Origin of the sequence: Vibrio sp. 1CM2L (assembly GCF_023161695.1) — a bacterium.
Lineage (GTDB): Bacteria > Pseudomonadota > Gammaproteobacteria > Enterobacterales > Vibrionaceae > Vibrio > Vibrio coralliirubri.
The window spans coordinates 18,738-37,001 of the sequence record NZ_JALNTT010000014.1 but is presented as its reverse complement, the minus strand read 5'-3'; the positions used below and the strand labels follow the sequence as shown (position 1 = coordinate 37,001).

The window sequence follows — 18,264 nt, the reverse complement described above, 5'->3', positions numbered from 1 at the left end:
TGGGAGTTCGAATCTCTCCACCCCTGCCATATTTAAGGCTCTAGCAGAAATGCTAGAGCCTTTTTGCTTTCTGAATCTAATATACGCCATTAGCAAAGCAGCGCTTATTGGGAGCCGAAACCTCCACCTTGTCATATCTACGCCTCAGCAGAAGTTTTGTTTTTTGCTTTAGATTTGTTCGATTTTTAGTCGGTAATGCCTACCTTTACTAAAACCTAGCCTTAAAAGTGTAAGTGCTTACTTATCTCAGCCTCTTTTATAAACAGCCAACAGCACAAACCACGCTTCTTTATGAGAATTATTCTCAATATTTTGTTACATTTTGGTCGTTATTACTAAAAGGCAACAAATATGGATATTTCCCGTCGTAAGTTTATTCAATCATCTCTCGCTATATCTGCACTCACTGTACTGCCTGCTTGCTCTATGAAACGGGCGGTTGATGAACAAGGAAAGTATGTTTATGACCTAACGGCAGAGCCTTCAACCGCTGAACTCGTGACGGGGGTTGAGACTAATGTTCTAGGCTTTAATGGTCAGATTCCAGCACCAACGATTCGATGTCGACAAGGTGAAAAGGTAACGATCCGTTTTACCAACAAGCTATCAGAACCGACAACTATTCATTGGCACGGTTTAAGGATTCCTATCGGAATGGATGGAGTCCCTTTCTTAAGCCAACCACCGATCATGCCAGGTGAAACATTCATTTATGAGTTTACGCCGCCAGATGCTGGTACGTTTTGGTATCACCCACATATGAACAGTGTTAAACAGCTTGGTATGGGCTTGGTTGGTCTAATTATCGTTGAGGAGAGCATACCAGTACAGTTTGATGAAGAACACGCACTGATGCTTAAGCATTGGCATATAGATAAGAAAGGCCAATGGAAAGATCTAATGATCCCACGACTCAGTGCTCGTATGGGTACGCCAGGAGAGTGGAGTAGCGTTAATGGAATACATGAGCCTGTCTATCAGTTAAAACAACATGCAACGACCAGGCTGCGTATCGCTAATGTCGATAATACGATCACTTACCCTATTGCTGTTGAAGGGGCTGAGGCATGGGTGATTGCCATTGATGGTAACCCTGTCAAAACACCTTATAAGCTGACGGAACATAAAATTGGTCCAGGGATGCGAGTGGATATTGGACTGATAGCACCCAAAGCCGGTGGGCGAGTTAGCGTCCTTCAAATGAAAGGACGCTTTCCTTTCTCTTTGTGTGAGTTCGAGGTTGTAGATTCAACCCTTGTTGAGAATCGCTCTCTGCCTTCTTTACCCCTTAATCCTGTGCCCAATTTAGATTTGGCTAATGCAGAAGAAATCGACTTTTTATTTGAATGGGAAGGGGCGGTTTCTCCAGTATCTAAAGATGGAAAATCTATGCCTAAGTTTTGGCTTACTAATAAACGAGCATGGGAGGGGATGAGCAAAGATAATATCCCTGAACCGTTGGCGACTTTAGATCTGGGAAAAACCTATATATTCGATCTTAAGAACGTCACTCAATATCATCACCCGATTCACATTCACGGCCATACATTCACTGTATTGGAACTTGATGGGAAGAAAGTTGAAGAACCTTTCCATACCGATACTGTGTTACTTGGAAAGAATGGTCGAGCGAAAGCCGCATTTGTTGCCGACAACCCTGGCCGTTGGATGTATCACTGTCATGTTATCGAACACATGAAAACGGGTTTGATGGGATATATTGAAGTTAAGTGACACCTGTAACGTTTAATATTTGCGCATGCATTCTTAGTTTCTACCCTCGCTTTTATCGGTGTTAAAGCTAAAATATAAGGATTATTGTTTGGGAGGATTCATGGGTCAGTTATCTATTCTAGGTTTTATCGCCATCGGTGGCGCGTTTGGTGCTTGTTCACGTTACTTGATTTCAGAGTTATGCGTTGTGATGTTAGGACGTGGTTTTCCTTACGGTACGCTGACTGTTAACGTGATTGGCTCTTTGATTATGGGGTTGCTCATCGCCGCGTTTGAAAATGAGATGGTTGCGACGGAGCCATGGAGACAAATTATCGGTCTTGGTTTCCTTGGGGCCCTGACGACATTTTCTACGTTTTCGATGGATAACGTGCTTCTTATGCAGCAGGGTGCGTTTTTCAAGATGGGACTCAATGTACTGCTCAATGTGGTTCTCAGTATTTCAGCCGCATGGATCGGCTTCCAACTTTTGATAAAGTCTTAAAACTTTCTTACGATTTGTTAACAACTCGGCTTGGTTTATCCAAGCCGTTTTTATATACTCGATCATACTTGTCGGAGTGCCATATGGCTGAGACCGTTAACTCGGGATCCGTTGAACCTGATCAGGCTAATACCTGCGAAGGGAACAAGAGTAGATATCTAACTAGAATCCTTCTAGAGATCTATCTCCAGATCACAACTGTATTTCTTACCGTGATCCCTCTTGTAGCATCTTATCCGTCAAGCATTTTTATCCCTATAAATAATGGCTAAAAGCCAAGGAAAAATGCTATGTCGAGTCGTAAACAAGCAAGACTGGAAGCGAAGAATTTCATTGATTCTTTATCCGTACAACCTTATCCAAATTCAAAAAAAGCTTACATCCAAGGATCTCGCGAGGACATTCAAGTCCCTGTACGAGAAATATCACTAGCAGATAGCCTTGTTGGTGGTACCAAAAAAGATCCTGTATTCGAACCTAATGCCCCTATTCATGTATACGACACCTCTGGTGTTTATACTGACCCTACGCACGAAATTGACCTTTACAGTGGCCTTCCTAAGTTACGAGAGCAATGGATTGAAGAGCGTTCTGATACGGAACTGTTAGACGATGTAAGTTCTGTCTACACCAAAGAGCGTTTAGAAGATGAAACTCTAGACGACCTTCGTTACGGTAATCTGCCTAGAATTCGTCGTGCGACAGGCGATCAATGTGTTACTCAGCTGCACTATGCTCGTAAGGGGATTATTACTCCGGAGATGGAGTACATAGCGATACGAGAGAACATGGGACGTCAGAAATTCGCTGATGAGCAGCTGAACCACCAACACCCTGGCCATAACTTTGGCGCAAACCTGCCGAAAGAAATCACCCCTGAGTTCGTGCGTAATGAGGTCGCTGAGGGCCGAGCTATCATCCCTTCGAACATCAACCACCCTGAATCTGAGCCGATGATTATTGGCCGTAACTTTTTAGTTAAAGTGAACGCTAATATCGGTAACTCTTCAGTGAGCTCTTCGATTGAAGAAGAAGTTGAGAAGCTAGTATGGTCGACTCGCTGGGGGGGCGATACCGTGATGGACCTTTCTACCGGTCGTAATATTCACGAGACTCGCGAATGGATACTACGTAATAGCCCAGTACCAATTGGCACGGTTCCTATGTATCAAGCGCTTGAAAAAGTGAACGGCGTTGCGGAAGACCTTAACTGGGAAGTGATGCGCGATACCTTGATTGAACAAGCAGAGCAGGGTGTTGATTACTTTACTATCCACGCAGGCTTATTGCTTCGTTACGTTCCTATGACCGCTAAGCGTGTGACTGGCATTGTGTCTCGTGGCGGTTCTATCATCGCGAAATGGTGTCTGGCTCATCACCAAGAAAGCTTCCTTTATACCCACTTCCGTGAGATCTGTGAGATCTGTGCGAAGTACGATGTCGCTCTGTCATTGGGTGATGGTCTACGTCCGGGTTCGATTGCTGATGCCAATGATGAAGCTCAATTCTCTGAATTACGTACACTGGGTGAGTTAACTAAGGTTGCTTGGGAATACGACGTGCAGGTGATCATTGAAGGCCCTGGACATGTACCAATGCACCTAATTAAAGAGAACATGGACGAGCAGTTAGAGCACTGCCATGAAGCACCGTTCTATACATTAGGTCCATTGACTACCGATATTGCCCCTGGTTATGACCACATTACTTCAGGAATTGGCGCGGCCATGATTGGTTGGTACGGCTGTGCGATGCTCTGTTATGTAACCCCTAAAGAGCATCTAGGCTTACCAAACAAAGAAGATGTGAAGACTGGCCTGATTACTTACAAGCTGGCTGCACACGCTGCAGACTTGGCTAAAGGACATCCGGGTGCGCAAATCCGAGATAACGCGTTATCAAAGGCACGTTTTGAATTCCGTTGGGAAGACCAATTCAACCTAGCTCTTGACCCGGAAACTGCGCGCTCTTTCCATGATGAAACCTTACCGCAAGAGTCGGGGAAGGTTGCTCACTTTTGCTCAATGTGTGGCCCTAAATTCTGTTCAATGAAGATCTCTCAAGAAGTTCGAGAGTACGCGAAAGACACTGAACAAGTGGCTGCTGATCAGGCTATAGAAATTAAGATGCTTGATAATCCGTTGGAAGGGATGCGTCAGAAATCACAAGAGTTCCGTGATACTGGCTCTGAACTTTATCACCCTGCAGTAGGCGCAAAAGAAGCTCAATTAGAGGAATAATGACAGTGAAGATTCTTATCCCATCTCAAAATATTGAGCTAACGGGAGAGGTGCAAAACTGTCTACTGGTTGCTAAGCGACAAGGCTTGGCAACCGATGCAGTTGAGTTGGGTGTAAGCCCAACTCAATGCTTCTCTATCGTTGATGCTCAGCAAGCGTTATCTATTGGCTTTGCTCATGATGTTGACTCATTGGCGGAGTGTCGTTCAAGTGAGCTTGATAATATCGTTGATTACAGTCATTCAGTGGCGCTAGCTGGTGTCCTTGATGCCTTGGCACAAACTCAGAATACCATCTATATCGGTGTCTTAGATGACTCAGCTGCATTGGATATCTGGTCACAGCTAGATGCCAATCGTGCTATCAAGAGTGAAACTCCAGCTCATCAGGAGTTAGATAGTCGTGGCCACTTTGCTTGGTTACTTACTTTGTTGGCGTTGGAGTTCCCATTAGAAGATGCACTGGTTTTAGCTCGCGCAGCATCTAATGTTTCACGTGGAACATGGCCAGCAAGCTACCAAAACTTTCCTATTCCCATTCTGGAAGATGAACGACTGGATATTAGTGTTGGTTGGGCGCACCAAGGAACCTCACTTTCGTTCCCTGAACTGAGTAAGAGTAGTCTAGGACTATACCCAGTGGTTGATGATGTTGAGTGGATCGAAAGGCTGCTCAAGCTTGGAATCAACACAGTTCAACTGCGTATTAAGAACCCGCAGCAAGAAGGTTTAGAACAACAAATCAAACGATCTATCGAACTCGGTAGAGAGCACAACGCTCAGGTTTTTATCAATGACTATTGGCAATTAGCACTCAAGCATGATGCTTTTGGTGTTCATTTGGGTCAAGAGGACATCGAAGAATCCAACCTATCTCAACTGAGCCAAGCTGGTATTAAGATCGGTCTCTCGACTCATGGCTATTACGAGTTGCTACGTATTGTGCAAATCAACCCAAGCTATATTGCGCTGGGGCATATATTCCCAACCACCACTAAGCAGATGCCATCAAAGCCTCAAGGGCTTGTGCGTTTATCTCTCTATCAGCAGTTGATTGATACTATCCCATACACAGAAGAACTCACCGGTTATCCGACGGTTGCGATTGGTGGAATTGACCAGTCGACGGCTGCACAGGTGTGGCGTTGTGGGGTATCGAGCCTTGCTGTTGTACGTGCGATTACGTTAGCCGAAGACCCAAAACAAGTGATTGAGTTCTTCGAAGCATTAATGGCTGACAGTTCTACAAGTGCTGTTAAAGAGGTAACTCGGGAGCTAAGTCATGCTGAGTGATTTCGAATTCATTCGTTATCAACGACAAATCGCACTCCCTGAAGTGGGTGAGCAAGGGCAACGCAATTTATTAGATAGCCATGTGTTGGTCATCGGTTGTGGTGGCTTAGGAAATGCAGCAGCTCTCTATCTTGTGGCTTCCGGTATCGGGAAAATCGTATTGGTAGATGATGACTGTGTGGATTCGTCTAACCTGCAACGACAGGTAGCGTTCAAGGAAAGTCAGTTAGGTTTACCTAAGGTTGAAGCCCTGAAGAAACAGCTGGGTGAGCTTAATGGTCGAAGCCAAGTAAGAACCATCAATAAGCGAATGACTCAAAGCCAACTTGAGCTTGAGGTGATGCTCGCTGATTTGGTGTTGGATTGTACTGACAACTTTGAGTCACGCCAACAGGTTAACCAAGCATGTTTCGGCAGCAGTACGTCTTTGATTTCTGGTTCTGCGATCGGCTGGAAAGGTCAGTTTATTGTCTTTGATTATCAGAAACAGAAAGGGTGCTATCACTGTTTATTCCCGTTCAGTCACCATCCGCAAACGACACGTTGTAGCGATAGCGGCATCATCGGCCCAGTTGTTGGCACCATAGGCAACCTACAAGCACTGGCAGCTATTCAACGTCTTAGCACTGGCGAGTTCCAAGTTGCGACACATCAGCTCAAACTGTTTGATGGTCAGACGATGAACTGGCAAAACTTAAGTGTCACTCAAGATAGTGAATGCCCCGTTTGCTGCACATCTACAGCTAACTATTTAGAAGAAGAAACCCAATGAGCAACATAACGATCTCTATCAATGAGCAACCAGAACAGGTTGCACAATCGTCGTCTCTAGCGGATATCATCCAAGCTCTTTCACTACCCGATCTAGGTTGTGTCTTTGCTATCAACAATGCGGTTGTCCCGCGTAGTCAGTGGCAACAAACGGTCGTCAATGAAGGCGATGCTATTTCTCTTTTCCAAGCCATTGCAGGAGGCTAACCATGTTAACTATCGCAGATAAAACGTTTCAATCTCGACTCTTCACTGGGACGGGTAAGTTCGCGAATAAGCACTTAATGGCGAGTGCTATTGAAGCTTCCGGTTCTCAACTTGCAACCATGGCGTTGAAGAGGGTTGATATTCGCTCTGAGCAAGATGATATTTTACAGCCGATCATTGATGCTGGCGTGAACTTGCTACCAAATACCTCCGGAGCTAAGAACGCGAAGGATGCCATCTTTGCTGCGCACTTGGCTCGCGAAGCGCTAGGCACAAACTGGCTCAAACTGGAAATTCACCCAGATCCAAAGTACTTGATGCCAGACCCAATGGAGACATTAAAAGCGGCTGAGCAACTGGTTAAAGATGGCTTTGTTGTGTTGCCTTACTGCCATGCCGACCCAGTGTTGTGTAAACGATTGGAAGAGGTGGGTTGTGCTGCGGTTATGCCGTTAGGTGCGCCGATTGGGTCGAACAAAGGTATCGCTTCGGCGGACTTCTTAGAGATTATTATCGACCAAGCGAACGTCCCTGTGATTGTTGACGCTGGTATTGGTGCGCCATCTCATGCTGCTCGTGCAATGGAAATGGGCGCGGATGCCGTGTTAGTTAATACTGCGATTGCGGCTTCTCAACAACCCGTTGATATGGCGATTGCTTTTAAGCTGGCAGTTGAAGCTGGCCGTATGGCTTACCTTTCTGGTCTCGCTGGTCAGGTGTCTCACGCGGTTGCTTCTAGTCCGCTAACTTCATTTCTAGACGAGTAGTGTCCCTATGACGTTTGTTGATCGATTTAAACAGCTCAACTGGGATGACATAGGTATGTCTATCTTCAGTAAAACGGCAGCGGATGTTGAGCGCGCTCTGAGTAAACCTAAACGCGACTTGGAAGACTTTAAGGCTTTAATCTCTCCGGCAGCAGAGCCTTACTTAGAGCAGATGGCGCAACAATCGTTGGCACTCACACGCAAGCGATTCGGCAATACAATGTCGTTGTATATTCCATTGTACCTCTCAAACTTATGTGCGAATGCGTGCACGTATTGTGGTTTCTCAATGGAGAACCGCATTAAGCGTCGCACACTTACTTTGGATGAAATCGATGCTGAAAGTGTAGCTATCAAAAAGATGAAGTTTGATAGTGTACTGTTGGTGACTGGTGAACATGAAACCAAGGTCGGGATGAAGTACTTCCGTGAAGTGCTACCGAATATTAAGGCACAATTTAACTATCTTGCGATGGAAGTGCAGCCGCTTGATCAAGATGACTACGCAGAGCTTAAAACTCTCGGCTTAGATGCAGTGATGGTTTACCAAGAAACGTATAGCCCAAGTACCTACGCGGAACACCACTTGCGTGGCAATAAAATGGATTTTGAATACCGGCTTGAAACGCCCGATCGTTTGGCAAAAGCGGGTATTGATAAGATAGGTATTGGCGCTTTGATTGGCTTGGAAGATTGGCGTACCGACTGCTTCTTCGTGGCCGCTCACTTAGACTATCTTGAGCGTACCTATTGGCAAACACGTTACTCGATTTCATTCCCACGTCTTCGTCCGTGTGAGGGTGGTTTGCAGCCTAAATCGATTATGAGTGATAAACAGTTGGTTCAACTTATCTGTGCGTATCGCTTATTAAACCCTGAGGTTGAATTGTCTCTCTCGACTCGTGAGTCTGCAGCTTTCCGCGACAATGTGTTGCCATTGGGAATCACCAGTATGTCGGCTGCGTCTAAAACCCAGCCAGGTGGTTATGCTTCTGATGAAGAAGAACTCGAGCAATTTGAAATAAGTGATGAGCGAAGTGCTGCCGATGTTGAGTCAATGATTCGTCAACGTGGCTTTGATCCTGTGTGGCGAGACTGGCACAGTGCTTACTCTGGTTAGCGAACACATAGATTGATGTTCCACGTGAAACATCGACGAAGTTAAATCGACAAATAAAAACGGCTACCCTAAGGTAGCCGTTTTCATTTCATTAAGTGTGAATTAGCTAAGCATTAAGCATGAGCAAGTGGAGTGGTTGATTGGCGTAACCATTCCAATGTATCACCTTGAACTAATGGGCTAACATCGTTCCATACTTTCTGGTGGTAATCGTTAAGCCATGCAAGTTCAGGTCGTGTCAGTAGATCGACGTTGATGTTGCGCTTATCGATAGGACAGCGTGTTAGCGATTCAAACGTTAGTACTGAGAAGTCACCTTGAGTTGGCAGCTCAACCACCAGTTCTAGGTTTTCGATACGGATACCAAATTCATCTGCACGGTAGTAACCCGGCTCGTTTGATAACACCATGCCTTCAACAAGAGGCACGTCGATTAGCTTCTTAGAGATGCTTTGCGGACCTTCATGAACACTTAGGAAATGACCAACACCGTGACCAGTACCGTGGTCGTAGTCGAAGCCTTCTGCCCATAAGTGCTGGCGAGCTAGGATATCAAGTTGGAAACCACGAGTACCCTGTGGGAAACGTGCACGTGCAATGCCGATGTGACCTTTAAGCGCTAACGTGAACTGCTGGATCATTTCGTCGCTTGGCTGGCCAATCGCGATAGTACGAGTGATGTCGGTTGTGCCGTCTAGGTACTGACCGCCTGAATCGACTAGGTAAAGAGTATTCATCTCTAACTGACCTGGTTCAGGTTGGTTCTCGTGGTTGTAGTGACACATAGCAGCGTTGCCGCCTGCTGCTGAAATCGTGTCGAAACTTAGGTCCATCAGCGTTGGGTCTTGTTCGCGGAATGATTGAACTTTGTCTGCTAGCACAGCTTCATTGTGCAGATTACCTTGCGCGACTTCTGCATCAATCCAAGATAGGAACTTCGCCATCGCAACACCATCACGAATATGACACGCTTTCATGCCGGCAATTTCAGTTTCATTCTTTGCTGCTTTTGGCATTAGGCATGGGTCTGCTGCTTCAATGATATGAGCACCAGAGCTTTGTAGAACCAGCGTGTACCAAGCGTTACTGGTACCTGAATCGACAGATACATTTTTGCCTTCCAAAGATTGAAGGCGTGCTTCAAGCTCTGATGGGTGAGATACACGAATACCATTGCCAACGTGTGCTTCAAAGCCAGTAGGAATACGAGCAGGGTCTAGGAAGAAATCTACGCTTTCATCTGCGTGAATGATCGCGTTGGATAACACAACAGGTAGGCGAGATACGTCCAAACCACGGATGTTAAGCAACCAACAGATCGAATCGAGTTCCGTAAGGATAGCGGCATCAGCACCTTTGGCTTTTAATAAGCCAGCAATCTCTGCGCGTTTGCTTTCACTTGATTGGCCTACTGCGTCTGTTGCCATTAGGCGAACATCAGATACCACAGGCTCTGGACGATCAGACCAAAGCTCATCAATTGGATTTGAAGATAGCGTTGTTAATTCAACTTTCTCTGCCAGTTTAGCTTGAGCGCCTTTCAACCAAGCAGCAGTGTGCATGCGTGGATCGAATGCAACCTTGCTGCCTTGTACTAGAGAATTGATTATCCAATCTAAAGCCGGTTCTTCAATAAGGTGACGATACTCAAATAACTCTGCTGGTACCTGCTTACGAACCTGAACCGTGTAGCGACCATCAACAAAAATAGCAGCGTTCTCACGAGTGATAACTGCCGCACCAGCAGAGCCAGTAAAACCAGTTAACCAGTGAAGTCGCTCGTTATGAGCTGGAACGTATTCACCTAGATATTCGTCTTCGTGTGGAATGATAACGGCATCTAGGTTGCTTGTTTCAAGCCAAGCTCGAACCGCAGCAACGCGTTCAGCAGTGATATTGTGCATTTGTGTTTATCCTTATTGTTAGGGTCCTTGTTAACACTCACAGTAGATATACATATGAGGGGACTTATTAGGTCAATAAGCTAGCGCTTTTGTTCGTTTGCTGCAAACGCTGTACGCCATTTTTATCTAAGATGCAGAGTTTTTTCTTTGATGATATCTCGCAACCAAGTTAGCGCTGGGTCATTTTCTCTATCACGGTGCCAAAACAGAGTGTATGCCATCGGCGGGAATTCCATTGGTAAAGGCACAACCACTAAGTCGAGTTGTTTGGCGACAAGGTAAGTAAAGTGGCTTGGTGCGGTAAACACAAAGTCGGTGTAGGTACACAGGCTAGCAGCACTATTAAAGTCCGGTACTGAGATAGCGATATCACGTTGATGTCCAAGGTCGGCAAGTTTGTAATCGAGCAGCCAACGGTCGTTACCATCACATCTTACTTGTACATGACGCTGGGCGAGGTAGGTTTCTAGATCCCATTTGCCACTCAGAGCAGGGTGGTTACGTCTTAACACACACATTTGTGCATCGCGATAGATCTCTTGTTCGCAGATGTCGTCTGGCGGAAGCATTGTTAAACGTGCATCGTTGATGTCGATGTCTTTGCCGGTGAGTCCAATATCTAGTTCACCAAGCTGTAGCTTCTTGAAGGTTTGTTCGGTCCACGCGTGGGTGTTGATATTGACCTTAGGTGCTTGTCTAAATATTGCTGGTAAGAAGTGCGGAAGAATCAGCGGGTAAACACTCTCAACGGCAGCGATGTGAAAGCTGTGGTCGCTGTTATTGGGAATAAAAGTTTCCGGCTGGGTAAGCACATCAAGTTGGTTGATCAACGTTTCTAAGCGAGGCTTAAGGAAAACCGCTTTTGGAGTTGGTCTCAGGCCATGTGCACTTCGCGTGAAAAGAGGGTCATTAAATTGTTCACGAAGCTTGGCTAGCGATTTACTTACAGCCGATTGACTCAGACACAATCGATGTGCGGTGCGCGTGACGCTTAGCTCTTCCATCAGCACCTGTAAGCAAACCAGTAGGTTTAAGTCGAGGCGTGATAGTTTCTCAATATTCATGTGAGTTTCCTATTTGGAATAATGCTAATGAGTATATGCCATTTTTGTTCATATCTTTAGTTGGTTATTATGCACCTAAATTAACTCATTCGGAGAATCTTGTGCCTTCTAACGCGCTTCCAACCCCTAGTAAACTGCAGGTTGCTTTATTGGCAATGTTGGTTCTATTTAGCCCTTTGGCTATTGATATCTATCTACCAGCTCTGCCACAAATTTCGACAGCGTTTCACGTGGAACATGCACTAGCACAAGATACGATTACCTGGTTTTTATTCGCCATGGGTGTCGGGCAGTTATTTGCTGGCCCTTTGGCTGATAAGTTAGGACGTCGAACCGTTGCATTGGGAGGTGTTAGTATCTATGCATTGAGTGCTTGCTTGGCGTGGGCAGCTCAATCGATTGATATGATGCTAATGGCTCGGCTGCTACAAGGCTTAGGAGCTTGTGCGACTTCTGTAGCAGCCTTTGCAACGGTTCGCGATCTATTTGGCCCAGAGAAGAGTGGCCGTATGATTAGCTACCTTAATGGTGCAATCTGTTTTATTCCTGCTTTGGCACCCATTCTTGGCGCTTGGTTAACTCATCAATTTGGTTGGCGTTCGAACTTTAGCTTTATGGCAGGCTTCGCAGTCGTTGTTGGCACTATCTTATTCTTCCAAATGAAAGAGTCTAACCCTGCGACAGAAAAGGTTGCGGTGTTCAAGCTTGAGCGATACTGGTCGGTATTGAAAACACCATCATTCCTTTTCCACGCAACCTTGTGTCTGATGGCGATGGCGGTCATCCTCGCTTATGTAACCTCTGCACCGGTTGTGTTGATGGAGAATCTAGGCCTGACCATGAAAGAGTTTACTTTCTGGTTTGGTGTTAACGCTGCCATCAACATTGCAGCTGCGTTTACTGCACCTAAATTTATGGACCGCTTTGGTACCTATAAAGCACTGGTCGTTGGTATCTCAACGCTGGGTTTAGCGGGCGTGATTATGTTAGTGCTTGCAGAACACGCTAGCCCAATCGCATTCATGCTGCCAATCTTCTTGTCTTCAGTGGGTTTTGCTTGGATTCTCGGTGCTGCTGCTGGTAAGGCTCTTGAACCTTTCGGTGACCGTGCGGGCACAGCTGCTGCACTGCTTGGCTTGTTCCAAATGAGTGGATCAGGGCTGCTTGTTGGTACCATGCAACGCCTTGATTTAACGTCTCAAGTGATGATCGCGCTGCAAATGTTCCTTATTGTTCCAGCATTGTTAGTGCTTGCGAGTAAAGCCGGCAAATCGTGGCACACGACGTTTGCTAAGGCGTAAGTCTCAAGGGTGACAAAATATACAAATGGCGGTTTGCGAAACGTTAAAACATGGTATATTTGTCACTCATTGAAACGTTAGTCCCCAACGGAAAATACTGTAATGTCATTAACAACCTACGAAATGGCGCGCGTCTTAGAACAAATGGAAGATGCACCTGAAAAGGTCATGTTTGGTAAACTGCTTAAAGAGCTAGGCAACCAAAGTGAAGAGCGTATTCGCAGTGCGGCAAAACAAGTTCCAATCGATACTTTGCGAGACATCATTTACCAATTTCAGCGTGTGGTAGAGTCTCGTAAGGGTGAGCAGGTTCAGCTACTAGCAAAAGAGCTAGCCGAGCAAGGTATCTCTGCTGAAGAGCTACAAGCTTTTCTGAATAAGTAGTTTATCCCAGTTAAAAAGAAACCACTCAATTGAGTGGTTTTTTGCGTTTTGGGGTATATCAATTTAGTGCGAATGAAAGTTCGTTCTAACCTCTAAACTGTGCTTTCAAAATTCGATCAAGCGAGAATGGCCCAGCGCCCCATACGACAACGATAAGAATCATTAATCCCCACAGCTGATGATCATAGAAGCCTTGTGCCCATAACACTGGGTAAGATACGACCGCAATGATATTGAACACGAACAGCACCGCTGCCATAGGTCGTGTTAATAAACCAAGCGCTAAGAAGACCGGCAGAATCAGTTCAGCTGCGGTACCCATGTAGGCGGCTAACTCCCAAGGTAGCAGTGGCACTTGGTATTCCAACTCAAATAAGTAAAGGGTGCTGTCCCAGGTGGCTATCTTGGTGAGGCCAGAATTAAAGAATACCCACGCCACCCATAGGCGACAAAATAGCAGTAGCACCGGAACAAAGAGTGCCTGTGATTTCTCAATCAAACTGTCGTATTGAGCCATCATGTTCGTGACTGTGTTGTTATCCATATTATGTCTCCAATTCGGCATTGATTGAAAAGCCTGAGATGACGTTAAGCGCCATGACAGCATTCAGATGTTGTAGTAATGAAGGGTCTATCGCTGCGAGTATTTGGCCTGATTGAAATTCGCGAAGTAGCTGATGGCATTGTTCATTCAAGTGATGACTCTCAATCTGAGAGTTCTCGGCTCGAATTAACACTCCAAACTCAGGTTGGTTGATGTCTAACCCATCGAGTTGTTGCTGATAGATAGCGTGTTCAAGCGCGATAATCGTGTAGCTAGAATTAATGAGCGTTATTGAATCTTTTAGATGAAAGACTAAAGCGCCTTGCTGTTCTGGTGACACATCAGCTAAACCAGCAAGAGGACGTTGGTCGACATGTGATTCTGAAACGCATCTCATCAAGCTATCTTTTTTCCATTCATACAAAGCCACTTCATCGAGATAAGGGGCTGCCTCAATAACGGCAGGAAAGGCTTGGATAGTCTGTGCAAAGTGTTCCCCATAACCGCTGACATCACCAGAGGTTGATGGATAACTTAAGACATGTTGACGAGCCATTTGTTGGAAGCACTCTTCACCAACCAGCATTTCAGTGAGTGGATAGGTCGCTGCCAGTACTTCGCTCAAGCTGATCACGAAGTTATTACGATAAATCTGGATGCGCTGTTCATCAGTAAAATGGTCGCTCACGATGTCGCAATGCTCACCACTGTTTTGGTAGCGTAGGGCGTTAGCAAACTCCAATTGAACTTCTGCTAAGGAGTGGCTCATGATGCGCGACTCCTGTGGTTGAACTTGTCATATTGATACAAGATGTCACTGGCTTTGGTTGCTTCAGCCAGTAAAACTTGTGGCTCTGGGATATCTAAATCCCACTCTATCAAGGTATGGCGCGAACCGTGTTGCTGTATCCATTGGGTGTAAAGTTGCCACACTTCATTACAGACAGGTTTACTGTGGGTGTCTATCCAGATCTCGCCTTGTTCGAGTTTCTTCTTAGTGAAACCTGCCAAGTGAATCTCTTCCACTTTGTCTGCCGGTATTCCACTGAGATACTCTTCACAGCTGAAGCCATGATTAAAAGATGAGACGAAAATATTATTGAAATCGAGTAACAGTCGGCAATCAGTGCGCTTCTGTACCTCAGCCAAAAATTCCCACTCAGGAATAGTAGAATGCTTGAAGGCAAGGTAGCTCGATGGGTTCTCAATCAGCATAGGGCGTTGCAGGCTATCTTGCACCTCGATGACATTGCGACAAAAGACCTCTAACGCTTCTTCTGTGTAAGGCAGCGGTAACAAGTCATTGAAGTAATGACCGCCTGTCTGACTCCAACTGAGATGATCAGAAACCAAGAAGGGTTCGATATCATCAATGAGCTCTTTTAATTGCACAAGATGATGTTGATTGATGCGCTCAACAGAACCTAGCGACAACCCAACACCGTGACAACTGATGTTGTGTGCGTGACGAATTTCTCTGAGTTGTTGGCGTTGCGGTGATTGAGCTAAGAAGTAGTTCTCGCTGTGAACTTCTAACCAACTTACTAAGGTTGGATTTTGGCTAAAGAAGTCCAAGTGCGGTGTTCTAAGGCCAACCCCTGCGTTGGGGTGAAGAGTTTGAGTCACAACGATTCTCCTAACAAGAAGTGGAGGTGAGCTGAGTGTCAGCTCACCATACTAAGCAGCTCAATTATGATGATTGAGTGTTACCACCTGATAATTTGCCACATAGTCCTTTAGGTACGACTACGAATGCATCGGATTGGTTGTCTTCTTTTGCTGTACCCGCACATGAGCTTGTTTTAGTTGCACAATCATTTTGGCCAGCTTTTGCCACGCCGTAGCATTTTTCTTTTGCTGCTGCTTCCGCAGGTGCTGATGTAAGAACTGCACCGCCGAACGCTAGTACACTTGTGATTGCAGCTGTAACAGCAAGATTAGAATTTTTCATAGTCATTCCCTCTAGGACTTAATAGTATTTTGATATCGCAGGTTAATGGATTGTTAACTTGCTTACTAAAAAGGATAGGAACAACCGGGAAATAATTTCACGGCATTATAAAAAATATCAATATTAATGATGTTTTATATTTTAAGTTGTTGAATTTATGATGTTAATTTTTGATTGTTTTTTCTTCTTATTATCCTAAACGCAGCCTAGTGTTTAGGTTATAATCAACTTTTATGTATAAATACCCAGTAGTGAGCATATCCAATGATAGATCCTTCGCTTTTACTCGATGGCCTAAACGATAAACAACGTGAGGCGGTCGCGGCACCTTTAGAAAACCTACTTATTCTGGCAGGTGCAGGCAGTGGTAAAACGCGAGTGTTGGTGCATCGTATCGCTTGGCTGCAAAGTGTAGAGCAAGCATCGCCGTTCTCTATTATGTCGGTTACCTTCACCAACAAAGCGGCAGCAGAGATGCGTGGTCGTATTGAAGAGTTGATGATGGGCAGCTCGTCAGGCATGTGGAATGGCACCTTCCACGGTATCTGTCACCGCATCCTTCGTGCTCACTACCTAGATGCAAAACTGCCAGAAGATTTCCAGATCATTGATTCTGATGATCAGATTCGTTTGCTACGTCGCTTAATCAAGGCGCAAAATCTTGATGAAAAGCAGTGGCCTGCCAAGCAAGCTTCTTGGTGGATCAATGGCAAGAAAGACGAGGGATTACGCCCAAATCACATCGACGCCTACCATGATCCAATAACTCAAACGTGGTTAAAGATCTACTCTGCTTACCAAGAAGCATGTGATCGTGCTGGCTTGGTCGACTTTGCGGAAATCTTGCTGAGATCGCATGAACTATTACGCGATAAGAAACACATCCGAGAGCACTACCAAGCTCGCTTTAAGCATATCCTTGTCGACGAATTCCAAGATACCAACAACATTCAATATGCTTGGCTGCGTATGATGGCAGGCCCAGATTGTCGCGTGATGATCGTAGGCGATGATGACCAATCTATCTATGGCTGGCGTGGCGCGAAGATCGAAAATATTCAAAAGTTCTTGGATGAGTTCCCAGGTGCTTCAACGGTTCGACTCGAACAAAACTACCGTTCAACTAAAACCATTCTGCAGGCGTCGAACGAGCTTATCTCGAACAACACCGAACGTATGGGTAAAGAGCTGTGGACCGATGGCAACGATGGCGAGCCAATCTCTGTGTACTCGGCTTATAACGAGCTAGATGAAGCGCGTTTCACGGTTAGCAAAATCAAAGAGTGGCAGGAGAAAGGCGGCGCGCTAGAAGATACCGCAATGCTTTATCGTAATAACGCTCAATCGCGTGTTCTTGAAGAAGCTTTGATTCAAGGTGGTCTACCTTACCGAATATACGGCGGCATGCGATTCTTCGAGCGTCAAGAAATCAGAGACGCCTTGAGCTACATGCGCTTAATGAGTAATCGCAGTAATGATGCGGCATTTGAACGTGTGGTTAATACGCCAACGCGTGGCTTGGGCGATAAAACGTTAGAAACGATTCGTCTTGCCGCTCGTGATCGTGGTGCAACCATGTGGGAAGCCAGTGTTGCTTTGATAGAGGAGCAAGTGCTACCCGGTCGTGCTGCGGGTGCATTGAGTCGCTTTATCGAGCTGATTAATGCGCTTGAAGATGACACGTTAGAACTTAGCCTGCATGAACAAACTGACCACGTGATTAAATCGTCGGGTCTGTTTGCGATGTACGAGCAAGAGAAGGGTGAGAAGTCGAAGGCACGTATTGAGAACTTGGAAGAATTGGTAACGGCAACGCGTCAGTTTGAAAAGCCAGAAGAAGCGGATGAGATGAGTATGCTAACGGCATTCTTGACTCATGCAGCGTTAGAGGCGGGTGAAGGTCAGGCTGATGAGTTTGACGACGCGGTTCAATTAATGACTTTGCACAGTGCCAAAGGCCTAGAGTTCCCAATGGTATTCATGGTTGGCGTTGAAGAAGGCATGTTCCCAAGTCAGATGTCGGCTGAAGAAGCGGGGCGTTTAGAAGAAGAACGTCGTCTGTGTTACGTCGGCATGACCCGTGCGATGGAGAAGCTCTACATCACTTACGCTGAAATGCGTCGTTTATACGGTCAAGACAAGTATCACAAGCCATCTCGTTTTATTCGTGAGCTACCAGAGACCTGTCTGGATGAAGTGCGTATGAAGGCGCAAGTGAGCCGCCCTGCAAGCAGCGGTCGCTTTAGCCAAACTGCCGTGAAAGAGAATTTCAACGAAACGGGCTTTAGCTTGGGCTCGCGCGTTAAGCACCCTAAGTTTGGTGAAGGCACTATCATCAACTTCGAGGGAAGTGGCCCGCAAAGCCGAGTGCAAGTCGCGTTTAATGGTGAAGGCATCAAGTGGTTAGTGACGGCTTACGCGCGTTTAGAACAGTTGTAATCCGCTACTTCAGCATTTAGAAAGCCGTTTGGTTTTTAAAACCGTTCAGCATTTAAAAGTAA

General features: G+C 45.7%; 17 protein-coding genes and 1 riboswitch. Of the genes, 11 read left to right on the top strand and 6 right to left on the bottom strand.

The annotated features are described in order from the left end of the window. The first annotated feature begins 351 nt into the window (after positions 1-351). The 8 genes from MSG34_RS23930 to thiH all read left to right on the top strand — a co-directional run bounded on the left by MSG34_RS23930 (position 352) and on the right by thiH (position 8,615). Positions 352-1,734, top strand: coding sequence for a multicopper oxidase family protein (locus MSG34_RS23930; RefSeq protein ID WP_248339606.1), 1,383 nt, complete (start codon positions 352-354; stop codon positions 1,732-1,734). A 100-nt stretch (positions 1,735-1,834) separates the two neighbouring features. Beyond that, positions 1,835-2,218 (top strand): fluoride efflux transporter CrcB, encoded by a 384-nt coding sequence (gene crcB, locus MSG34_RS23925; protein ID WP_004736665.1) that lies wholly within the window; start codon positions 1,835-1,837, stop codon positions 2,216-2,218. 62 nt (positions 2,219-2,280) lie between these two features. Continuing rightward, a riboswitch (TPP riboswitch) is annotated at positions 2,281-2,379 on the top strand. 129 nt (positions 2,380-2,508) lie between these two features. After that, positions 2,509-4,458, top strand: coding sequence for a phosphomethylpyrimidine synthase ThiC (gene thiC, locus MSG34_RS23920; protein WP_248339605.1), 1,950 nt, complete (start codon positions 2,509-2,511; stop codon positions 4,456-4,458). Continuing rightward, positions 4,458-5,750: a thiamine phosphate synthase gene (locus tag MSG34_RS23915; RefSeq protein ID WP_248339604.1), complete on the top strand. Its 1,293-nt coding sequence runs from the start codon at positions 4,458-4,460 to the stop codon at positions 5,748-5,750. The genes thiC and MSG34_RS23915 overlap by 1 nt, the downstream gene beginning before the upstream one ends. Beyond that, on the top strand, positions 5,740-6,522 hold the full coding sequence (locus MSG34_RS23910; protein ID WP_248339603.1) for a HesA/MoeB/ThiF family protein: 783 nt from the start codon (positions 5,740-5,742) through the stop codon (positions 6,520-6,522). Before MSG34_RS23915 ends, MSG34_RS23910 begins: the two co-directional genes overlap by 11 nt. Next, a complete protein-coding gene (thiS, locus tag MSG34_RS23905) occupies positions 6,519-6,728 on the top strand; it encodes a sulfur carrier protein ThiS (RefSeq protein ID WP_048610390.1) in 210 nt (69 codons plus the stop codon). Before MSG34_RS23910 ends, thiS begins: the two co-directional genes overlap by 4 nt. Positions 6,729-6,730: 2 nt before the next feature. Then, positions 6,731-7,495 (top strand): thiazole synthase, encoded by a 765-nt coding sequence (locus MSG34_RS23900; protein ID WP_248339602.1) that lies wholly within the window; start codon positions 6,731-6,733, stop codon positions 7,493-7,495. Between the two features lie 7 nt (positions 7,496-7,502). Next, positions 7,503-8,615, top strand: a complete 1,113-nt coding sequence (gene thiH / locus MSG34_RS23895) for a 2-iminoacetate synthase ThiH (protein WP_248339600.1) — start codon at positions 7,503-7,505, stop codon at positions 8,613-8,615. Between the two features lie 113 nt (positions 8,616-8,728). Here the strand turns inward: thiH and MSG34_RS23890 are convergent, their stop codons facing one another. Then, positions 8,729-10,519 (bottom strand): aminopeptidase P family protein, encoded by a 1,791-nt coding sequence (locus tag MSG34_RS23890; RefSeq protein ID WP_248339598.1) that lies wholly within the window; start codon positions 10,517-10,519, stop codon positions 8,729-8,731. A 122-nt stretch (positions 10,520-10,641) separates the two neighbouring features. Next, positions 10,642-11,583, bottom strand: a complete 942-nt coding sequence (locus MSG34_RS23885; RefSeq protein WP_012605070.1) for a LysR family transcriptional regulator — start codon at positions 11,581-11,583, stop codon at positions 10,642-10,644. 101 nt (positions 11,584-11,684) lie between these two features. On the opposite strand from MSG34_RS23885, the gene MSG34_RS23880 reads away from it, so the two are divergent. Both MSG34_RS23880 and MSG34_RS23875 read left to right on the top strand, forming a co-directional pair. Then, positions 11,685-12,884 (top strand): multidrug effflux MFS transporter, encoded by a 1,200-nt coding sequence (locus MSG34_RS23880; protein ID WP_041473010.1) that lies wholly within the window; start codon positions 11,685-11,687, stop codon positions 12,882-12,884. 102 nt (positions 12,885-12,986) lie between these two features. Further along, positions 12,987-13,268 carry a hypothetical protein gene (locus tag MSG34_RS23875; protein WP_009848181.1) on the top strand — a complete coding sequence of 94 codons (282 nt, stop codon included), beginning with the start codon at positions 12,987-12,989 and terminating at the stop codon, positions 13,266-13,268. Between the two features lie 85 nt (positions 13,269-13,353). Here MSG34_RS23875 and MSG34_RS23870 read toward each other — a convergent pair whose 3' ends face one another. From MSG34_RS23870 to MSG34_RS23855, 4 genes are all read right to left on the bottom strand, one after another. Then, complete coding sequence (locus MSG34_RS23870; RefSeq protein WP_009848182.1) at positions 13,354-13,812, bottom strand: DoxX family protein; 459 nt, start codon at positions 13,810-13,812, stop codon at positions 13,354-13,356. 1 nt (position 13,813) lies between these two features. Then, complete coding sequence (locus MSG34_RS23865; protein WP_248339596.1) at positions 13,814-14,581, bottom strand: DNA-binding domain-containing protein; 768 nt, start codon at positions 14,579-14,581, stop codon at positions 13,814-13,816. After that, on the bottom strand, positions 14,578-15,438 hold the full coding sequence (locus tag MSG34_RS23860; protein ID WP_248339595.1) for a DUF692 domain-containing protein: 861 nt from the start codon (positions 15,436-15,438) through the stop codon (positions 14,578-14,580). Before MSG34_RS23860 ends, MSG34_RS23865 begins: the two co-directional genes overlap by 4 nt. Positions 15,439-15,502: 64 nt before the next feature. Then, complete coding sequence (locus tag MSG34_RS23855; RefSeq protein WP_004736650.1) at positions 15,503-15,763, bottom strand: DUF2282 domain-containing protein; 261 nt, start codon at positions 15,761-15,763, stop codon at positions 15,503-15,505. Positions 15,764-16,027: 264 nt separating this feature from the next. Here MSG34_RS23855 and uvrD point away from each other — a divergent pair, with 264 nt between their 5' ends. Continuing rightward, positions 16,028-18,202 carry a DNA helicase II gene (gene uvrD / locus MSG34_RS23850; RefSeq protein ID WP_017103327.1) on the top strand — a complete coding sequence of 725 codons (2,175 nt, stop codon included), beginning with the start codon at positions 16,028-16,030 and terminating at the stop codon, positions 18,200-18,202. Positions 18,203-18,264 lie beyond the last annotated feature (62 nt).